Here is an 8589-nt window from a genome sequence, read left to right as displayed (position 1 = left end):
TTTTTAATAAAATTGATAAAAATATCGTTTTAAAAATTTTCAAATTATTTCATTTTCAAATTCTCAAATTAAAATCTCTTCTAGCTGATTCAGTCCCATTTTAAAACCTTCTTCAAAGCCCATTTCCAGCAATTGTGTCATTGCTTCGTGTGACTGAAAATGAATGTTGACGGTAACTTTTGTTCCTTCTTCCACGCCTGTAAAACCAAACAGCCATTTAGCTTCAGGAAAATAAGGATTTGCATTTCCGTTTTCATCACAAAAAGTATCTGTTCCATCGAAGCTTCTGTGCTCAATGATTTCGCCATATTTTACCTTTGCAAAATGCCTTTCACCTTCCGGGCCAACCATTGAATACAACCAACCCCCACCTTCTTTGAATTCCTGACTTTTAGTTTCGCATTTCCAAGGTTTTGGAGCCCACCATTGGTCTAATAATTCAGATTGGGTGAAATAATTCCATACTTTTGAGACATCAGCATGATAAATTTTCATAACATACACGCTGTTCGAATCAAAATCTTTGTTAAAAATGATATCAGATTCCATATTACTATTTTGTTTAAAACAAAGCTAAACCTTTATTCTTTCACAGGACTTTTCTTATGACAAGTATTTTAAAATTTATAAATAAATGTTAAAAAACACAGTTTTAAGAAAAATTACACAATTTTTTGGCTCGTTTTTTGTTTATCAAGTCTTAAAATAATTAATTTTAACATTCACTTTTTTAAAAAACTTATAAATTAAAGTAAATGAATAATAAATTCATCCCAATAATTTCGGTGTTTATGACGATCTCACTGATTGTTTTTGTTACGCTCCAATTTTATTGGCTGAAACGTTATTATGGTGCCCTTGAACAGGATTTCTCCAACAAAGTGTATTCAGCACTCGAAAATGTGTCTAAAAATATTGAGGAAATTGAAGTCGATCAGTATTTAGATAAAAACTTCAAGGGACTGAGAAAAAATGTTCTTGCAAGCAGCAAACAACCTTCTTTAACGACGATTCAACAGGTAGAAGATTCCGGAACACAGAGACAGATCATCTACGCAAAAAATATCATCGAAAAAAACCAGCTTCCAATCTCGCAAAAAGGAGATTCTATAAAATGGACTACCCTTTACACCGATGAAGCTGCCTACAAAGTAAAAAGAGATACTACCAACCGCGAACTCATGACCGCCGAGCTTAATAGAGATATTGAAAACGGCGATTACACGATGAAAGAGTTTGCCAAAGTGTACGGAAACAATTTACCCATCACCAGAAGAGTAGATCCTGTGGTGCTGGATTCTGTTATTTCTAAAGAATTAAAAATCAGAGGAATATCTGCTTCATTCGGTTATGGAGTTACAGACAAAAATAACAAACTCACGACAATTGCCGATAAAATTTACAAGGATAAAAAAGATAACAACACTTATACCTATCCTCTTTTCACAGACAGTAAAGAGCGTACTTTGTATACTTTAGCATTAGTTTTTCCTAAAAAAGAATATTCTTTGGCAATGAACAACTGGCCAATGTTGCTTGGAACTTTCCTTTCTTTATTAACTATTTTGGGAATTTATATTATTTCCATTAATTATATGATGAGGCAAAAGAAATTGGCGGAAGTAAAGACCGATTTTATTAATAATATGTCTCACGAGTTTAAAACGCCATTGGCAACCATTTCTGTGGCGACGGACTCTTTGGCAAACGATAAAATTGCGACCAATCCAGATAAGGTTAAATATTATTCTGAATTGATAAAGCAGGAAAATTTAAGGATGAAAAAGCAGGTGGAAAATGTTCTCAACATGTCTAAACTGGAACGAAATGAGGTGAATTTATTCTTAAAAGAAACCAACGTTCGGGAATTGATCCGAAAAACAGTAGAATCTTTTAATCTTATCGTTCAACAAAGAAATGGGTCGTTGACGCAGGAATTTAATGCAACAAACTATACTTTTAAAATAGACGAATTCCACATCTCGAATATGTTGGTAAACTTGTTGGATAACGCCAATAAATATTCGCCTGAAGCACCTGAAATCAGCATTAAAACAAGCAATGAAGGCAACTTTTATGTGCTTGAAATTTCAGACAAAGGAATGGGAATGGAAACGCAGAATAAAACAAAGATTTTCGAAAAATTCTTTAGAGAAGAAACCGGAAATATTCACAATGTAAAAGGACAGGGCTTAGGATTGTCTTATGTAAAGAAAATCGTGGATCTTCACAAAGGACAAATAATTGTGGATTCCAACAAAGGAAAAGGAAGTACGTTTACGATCAAGCTTCCGATGAGTTAAGATGTTTAAAATAAAAATATAAACCAAATTACAAAATATACTAGAATTGAGTGAAGCAATTCATTCGCAATTGTTAATTATTAATTGTTAAAACTATGAGCAACAGAATATTATTAGTAGAAGACGATCAAAGTTTCGGGGCGGTGTTGAAGGATTATTTAACGATCAATAACTTTGAGGTCACTCTTGCCACAGACGGTGAACAAGGGTTAAAAGAATTTACAGAAAACGAATTCGACATTTGTATTTTCGACGTCATGATGCCTAAAAAAGACGGATTTTCATTGGCGGAAGATGTGAAAAAAATCGATAAAAATACACCAATCATTTTCTTAACGGCAAGAAATATGAGAGAAGACATTTTAAAAGGATATCAGTTGGGAGCAGATGATTATATCACCAAACCATTTGATACTGAACTTCTTTTATATAAAATCAAAGCTATTCTTCAGAGAAGTTCTACGTTGGAAAATGAAGAGCAGGAGCAATTCAAAATCAGCAATATCTTCTTTGATTCTATGTTGAGACAATTAAGAGTCGGTGACAACGAATACAAACTTTCACCAAAAGAAAATGAATTGTTGAAACTTCTTTGTATTCACAGAAACGATTTTATGCCGAGAGATTTGGCTTTAAGAAAGATCTGGAAAAAGGAAAATTACTTCACGGCAAGAAGTATGGACGTGTACATCGCAAAACTTCGTAAGCTGTTAAAAGATGACGAAGGATTGGAAATCATCAACGTTCACGGAGAAGGATTCAGACTTTTAGTTAAGAATTAATTCCAAAATATCATTATAAAATGTAAAATTAGCAAAGCAATTAAAAATGTTTTGCTAATTTTGTTTCATACGTTTAGTTATGAAAAATACATTGTTGGGCATTCTTGCCATTTCTATATTCTCAGTTTCTTGTAAAAAAGACGAAAGACCCACTTATTTAACGGAAGAAGCAGGAGTTCAGTCTCCAACTGTTAGCGCTCCTAAAGCCTCAATTTTAGATCAGGCAGGAATAAAAAGCACTCCGCAAGCCGCTCCCATTGCTGCCACAGCCACTGCTCCGGGAATGAACCCACCACACGGACAACCGGGACACCGATGCGATATTCCTGTAGGACAACCTTTGAACAGCAAACCAGCACCTGCACAACAAGTGACTCAAAATGCAAACGGAACGCAAACCATTCAGATAGATCCGAACGCTTTAAAACCCGGAAAATTTTCTGTAGATAACAACGGGCAACCCGTAAAAACAGCACCGGGAATGAACCCACCACACGGGCAGCCAGGACACCGTTGCGACATCCCTGTAGGACAACCTTTGAATAGCAAGCCAGCCCCTGCACCTCAACCACAACCTGTACAAACTATAACTCAAAACACACCAGCTCCGGCTCCAACGCCTGCACCGACTGGTCCAAAACCAGCATTAAATCCTGCTCATGGAGAGCCTTGGCATAATTGCGCTGTGAAAGTTGGCGAAGCATTGCCATAAATGTTGTATTTTTGCAGTCGTGAAATTATTTCAGATCATAACGATTATTTTCTGCCTTGGGATTTTTTTAATTCCCAAAGATAATTTCTATGCTCAAGCTTCGCAGGAAACATGCTGTCACAGTGATTCTAAAATGGATTGTTGTAAAAGCAACCATAAAGATCATTCCACAAAAAAAGACAATGACAAAGAAAAACAATCTTCCTGTAATGATGATTGCTGCTCTTCTTGTGTTTTGTGTTACACTTTCATAGAAACTCCTTTTTCAAAGAGCTTGTATTTGGAGTTTTCTTACTATAAAGCCAATAAAAACTTACAGTTTCAGTATTCAGACCCTCATATTTCAGATGGTTTAAAAGAAATCTGGCAACCGCCGAAAATAGGTTAATTAATAAATATACCAATGTATCAGTTTAGCAATTTATCAATGATTGTCAAATTATTACATCGCTAGATTGTTACATTAAATTTTCAATTAATCTAAATTTTAAACAAAATGAAATTATATATTTCCAGGTTTATACTTGGTCTATTCCTATTATCTACACAATTTATATTTGCTCAAAATCTTTCTAAAAGCCAGTTTAAAGTAAAAGGAAACTGCGAAATGTGTAAAGAAAGAATAGAAACAACAGCCAAAAAGGCAGGTGCTAAAACGGCACGTTATTCTATTGATACACAAACATTAACATTAGAAACAAAGGATGTTTCTTCGGATGAGATTCTTAAAAAAGTTGCCGAAGCAGGACATGACAATGAAAAATTCAAAGCACCTAACGAAACATACGAAGATCTTCCCGGGTGTTGTCATTACGAAAGAGATCTAGCGTCTATCACATCGGAAAACCATGAACATCATTCTAAAAAAGAGAATGAATTTTATGTAAAAGGCAATTGCGGATCTTGTAAAGCAAGAATTGAAAAAGCCGCTAAAGATGCCGGAGCAACCTCTGCAGAATGGAATGCAGAAACCCAAATCGTTATTTTAAATTTCGATTCGTCTAAAACTTCGTCTGATAAAATTTTAAAGAAAATTGCAGATGTTGGACATGATAATGAAAAATATAAATCAACGGATTCTGTGTATAACGGACTTCCCGGATGTTGTCTGTATGACAGAGAAATTCCTTTCGGGGAAGCAAATCCAAAGGTTCATATGGAAGAAGGCACATCATCGAAACATTCAGAACATTCTGCTTCCATAGAAAATCATGACGGACACGAAAAACATATCGAAGGAGTAACCTTAACTGGAGGAAAAGCCGCGACTTCATTAAGTAAAAAAGAAGCCGGATTAGTTTTTAATATTGATAAAAAAGAACTGTTAAAAGCCGCTTGTTGTAATTTATCCGAAAGTTTTGAAACCAACGCAACGGTTGACGTTTCTTTCAGCAATGCAGTGACGGGAACAAAACAGTTAAAAATGTTAGGTTTAGATCAAAAATACACGAGCTTAACAAAAGAATTATTGCCCGAAATCAGAGGATTAGCTTCCGCTTACGGATTGAACTTTATTCCTGGAAGATGGATCGAAAGTATTCAGTTGACAAAAGGTGGAAGCACGGTTACAAACGGCTATGAAAGCATTACAGGACAAATCAATACAGAGTTATTGAAAAATGCCGAAAAACCGGAAACTTCTTTAAACCTTTTCGCAGATTTTAACGGAAGAGCCGAAGCCAATATCACCAGCGTGGTACCGATCAATGAGAAATGGTCGCAAACCTTTTTATTACACGGAAACGGTACGTTCGGAGATACGGATATGAATAATGATACATTTCTCGACCGACCGAAAGGCACTCAGATTAACGCAGCTTATTTACTGAATTATAATGATTTAGAAAAATCAGGATTAGGTTCACATTTTGGAATTAATTTTATTAAAGACGAAAGAACGGCCGGACAAATTGGCTTCGATAAAAAAATTCCACAAAAAGATCAATCGCTTTACGGTGTCGGAATTGATATTTCCAGATTTCAGGTATGGAATAAAACAGGCTATGTTTTTAAAGGGAAACCTTATCAAAGTCTGGGTTGGATGAACCAATATACTTATCATCAACAAGATAGCTTTTTTGGATTGAGAAATTATTCCGGGAAACAGCAAACCTATTATTCAAATTTAATTTTTGAAAGTATTTTGGGAAATACCAATCACAAATATAAGGCTGGCGCAAGTTTTATGTATGATGGTTACGATGAAACGTATTTAACGGACAGTTTTAAAAGAAACGAAATCGTTCCAGGAGCTTTTGCAGAATATACTTTGACAGGTTTAAAATATACTTTGGTTGCCGGAGCAAGAGTGGATTTCCACAATCTGGCAGGAACTCAGTTTACACCAAGATTGAATTTTAAATATGATTTCACTCCACAAACTATTTTGAGACTTTCTGCGGGAAGAGGTTTCAGAACGGCGAATGTTTTTGCGGAAAGTCAGCAATATTTTGCATCGAACAGAAATGTTAAGATTTTACAAAATGGCGGAAATATTTACGGTTTAAATCCCGAAATCGCATGGAATTATGGTGCAAGTTTGCAACAGGAATTCAAACTTTTCGGAAGAAAATCTACAATTGTTGCCGACTTTTTCAGAACAGATTTCCAGAATCAGGTGATGGTAGATTTAGACCGTTCACCTCAGCAGCTAACTTTCTATAATCTTGACGGAAAATCTTTCGCCAATTCTTTCCAAACGCAATGGGATTTTACGCCTTTTAAAAATTTTGATGTAAGATTGGCTTATAAATATTACGATGTTCAGGCAGATTATCTGGATGGAAGACGTGAAGTTCCGTTCATGGCGAAACACAGAGGTTTTGTGAATCTAGCATATTCAACCAATAAAAACAATAATGGTGGTTTCTGGAGTTTTGATACGACTTTAAATTTAGTCGGAAAACAAAGACTTCCGAATACCTCTTCAAATCCTGAAGAATTCCAGTTACCAACATATTCACAATCTTATGCGATTTTAAATGCACAGATTTCAAGGAATTTCAATAAAAAAATCAGAGCGTATTTAGGTGGTGAAAACCTAACTTCTTATTATCAGAAAAACGCAATTGTGGATTTTAAAAACCCTTTCGGAAATTATTTTGATGGCGGGATGGTATATGCTCCGATTATGAAGGCTAATTTCTATGTCGGATTGGATGTGACATTTTAATTCAACCGCAAAAGTCACAAAAGATGTAAATAAAAAAGCTTTTGTGAATTTTGGGGTAAAATACAAGCATGGTTTCAATAATTTAATATTAAAGAAATCATGCTTTTTTGTATATTTAAGCTAAAGTTTATCTATGTTACAGACACTTATCTTTGAAGATAATTACAGGAAATTCGTTTTCAAAAATTTTTCTGATTACATTTAGGGAAAAAAGTACAATATTTAAGTCAATTTATGCATTTATTCTGATAAATTCCCGATATACCTTTGTAACATCAAAATTCAATTAATATTTAAACAATACAAAAACAAACATTATGAAACGTAACGCAACAGCCGTTTGGAACGGTAACATCAAAGAAGGAAACGGACACATCACAACTCAAAGTACAACGCTTAACCAAACGCAATATTCTTTCAACAGCCGCTTTGCTGATGGCGTGGGAACAAACCCTGAAGAATTATTAGCAGCGGCTCACGCAGGATGTTTCACCATGAAATTGAGCGCAGAACTTTCTCAGGCTGGTTTTACTCCTGAAGAATTGACTACAAAATCTGTGATCACATTAGACCCAACCATCGGAAAAATAACAAAATCTGAATTGACTTTAACGGCAAAAATTCCTGGAATTTCAGAAGAAGAGTTTCAAAAATATGCTAAAATCGCAGAAGAAGGTTGTCCTGTAAGTGCTGCTTTCAACTTTGAAATTACTTTGGAAGCTACTTTGGCTTAATTAATCATTTGAACCATTAAGATTTTATTTAAGAAGTTAAGAATATTAAGTTTTTTCACTTGGAATTAAAATCTTATTCAAAATTATTATCATCAATAGGGACGGGCTTTAGCCCGTTTTCTTTTTTTTAAGCAAACAAAATGGCTTTAGCCAAAACTTAAAAACATTAAAGATTCAACTTAAATTAATCTAAACTTCTTAAATAAAATCTTAATGGTTTAATTTTAAAATATACCGATTGGTATATTTTTGTATATTTGTATCATGATCAATTGAAAATGTCAAAAGCAGAAAAGACAAAACAATTCATTATCGAGAAAACGGCGGCTTTGTTTAATACCAAGGGTTATATTTCCACGACCTTATCAGATATTACCGAGGCAACAGGCTTAACGAAAGGAAGCATCTATGGAAATTTTGCCAGTAAAGATGAAGTTGCATTAGAGGTCTACAAATATAATTCAGGTATTTTGGGTAAAAATATGGCTCGTTCTTTAAGCCAGGAATTTCCGACAACAATTGACAAATTACAGGCCTTTGTTAACTTTTATCGCAAAAACTGGAAAACGGTTTTTGAGGAGGGAGGTTGCCCTTTGATGAATGCGGCTACAGAAGCAGATGACACTTTTCCAGATCTCAGAAAGCAAGTTGCGAAATCTTTTGAAGTCTGGATACACAATGTTTCAGAGGTGATAAAGGAGGGTCAGAAAAACGGAAAAATTCATCCGGAAATCAATGCTGAAGAACTGGGTGCATTTTTCATTATGACGGTAGAAGGAGGAATTTTACTCTCAAAAACAACGGGTGATGAGAAATATCTCAACCTTGCTTTAGATCGAATTTTACTCATTATTGATAAAGAATTAAAACAAAATCATTTATAAAT

General features: G+C 34.6%; 8 protein-coding genes. 7 read left to right on the top strand and 1 reads right to left on the bottom strand.

The features are described 5' to 3' along the window. Positions 1 to 63 precede the first annotated feature (63 nt). Complete coding sequence (locus tag OXQ85_RS19780) at positions 64 to 495, bottom strand: SRPBCC domain-containing protein (RefSeq protein ID WP_267406741.1); 432 nt, start codon at positions 493 to 495, stop codon at positions 64 to 66. Positions 496 to 755: 260 nt separating this feature from the next. Between OXQ85_RS19780 and OXQ85_RS19775 the strand changes: the two genes are divergently transcribed. The 7 genes from OXQ85_RS19775 to OXQ85_RS19745 all read left to right on the top strand — a co-directional run bounded on the left by OXQ85_RS19775 (position 756) and on the right by OXQ85_RS19745 (position 8587). Next, positions 756 to 2303 carry a HAMP domain-containing sensor histidine kinase gene (locus OXQ85_RS19775; protein WP_267406739.1) on the top strand — a complete coding sequence of 516 codons (1548 nt, stop codon included), beginning with the start codon at positions 756 to 758 and terminating at the stop codon, positions 2301 to 2303. Positions 2304 to 2398: 95 nt separating this feature from the next. Further along, positions 2399 to 3085 carry a response regulator transcription factor gene (locus OXQ85_RS19770; RefSeq protein WP_027380477.1) on the top strand — a complete coding sequence of 229 codons (687 nt, stop codon included), beginning with the start codon at positions 2399 to 2401 and terminating at the stop codon, positions 3083 to 3085. A gap of 79 nt (positions 3086 to 3164) precedes the next feature. Continuing rightward, a complete protein-coding gene (locus tag OXQ85_RS19765) occupies positions 3165 to 3797 on the top strand; it encodes a hypothetical protein (RefSeq protein ID WP_267406731.1) in 633 nt (210 codons plus the stop codon). A 133-nt stretch (positions 3798 to 3930) separates the two neighbouring features. Beyond that, entirely contained in the window at positions 3931 to 4185 is a 255-nt protein-coding gene (locus OXQ85_RS19760; RefSeq protein WP_267406729.1) for a hypothetical protein, read from the top strand. A gap of 108 nt (positions 4186 to 4293) precedes the next feature. Next, complete coding sequence (locus OXQ85_RS19755) at positions 4294 to 6969, top strand: TonB-dependent receptor (protein WP_267406728.1); 2676 nt, start codon at positions 4294 to 4296, stop codon at positions 6967 to 6969. Positions 6970 to 7286: 317 nt separating this feature from the next. Further along, complete coding sequence (locus OXQ85_RS19750; RefSeq protein WP_267406727.1) at positions 7287 to 7703, top strand: OsmC family protein; 417 nt, start codon at positions 7287 to 7289, stop codon at positions 7701 to 7703. A gap of 278 nt (positions 7704 to 7981) precedes the next feature. Then, entirely contained in the window at positions 7982 to 8587 is a 606-nt protein-coding gene (locus tag OXQ85_RS19745; protein WP_267406725.1) for a TetR/AcrR family transcriptional regulator, read from the top strand. Positions 8588 to 8589 lie beyond the last annotated feature (2 nt).

It is taken from the genome of Chryseobacterium sp. GM_Chr_2, from assembly GCF_026540445.1.
Taxonomy (GTDB): Bacteria; Bacteroidota; Bacteroidia; order Flavobacteriales; family Weeksellaceae; genus Chryseobacterium.
Note: the sequence above shows the minus strand (reverse complement) of the source record. Positions and strands in the feature narration are given on the sequence as shown.

Excerpts from the sequence above, each read along its gene's own strand:
- OXQ85_RS19780 (WP_267406741.1), bottom strand. The coding sequence starts at position 495 with ATGAAAATTTATCATGCTGATGTCTCAAAAGTATGGAATTATTTCACC.
- OXQ85_RS19775 (WP_267406739.1), top strand. The coding sequence starts at position 756 with ATGAATAATAAATTCATCCCAATAATTTCGGTGTTTATGACGATCTCA.
- OXQ85_RS19770 (WP_027380477.1), top strand. The coding sequence starts at position 2,399 with ATGAGCAACAGAATATTATTAGTAGAAGACGATCAAAGTTTCGGGGCG.
- OXQ85_RS19765 (WP_267406731.1), top strand. The coding sequence starts at position 3,165 with ATGAAAAATACATTGTTGGGCATTCTTGCCATTTCTATATTCTCAGTT.
- OXQ85_RS19760 (WP_267406729.1), top strand. The coding sequence starts at position 3,931 with ATGGATTGTTGTAAAAGCAACCATAAAGATCATTCCACAAAAAAAGAC.
- OXQ85_RS19755 (WP_267406728.1), top strand. The coding sequence starts at position 4,294 with ATGAAATTATATATTTCCAGGTTTATACTTGGTCTATTCCTATTATCT.
- OXQ85_RS19750 (WP_267406727.1), top strand. The coding sequence starts at position 7,287 with ATGAAACGTAACGCAACAGCCGTTTGGAACGGTAACATCAAAGAAGGA.
- OXQ85_RS19745 (WP_267406725.1), top strand. The coding sequence starts at position 7,982 with ATGTCAAAAGCAGAAAAGACAAAACAATTCATTATCGAGAAAACGGCG.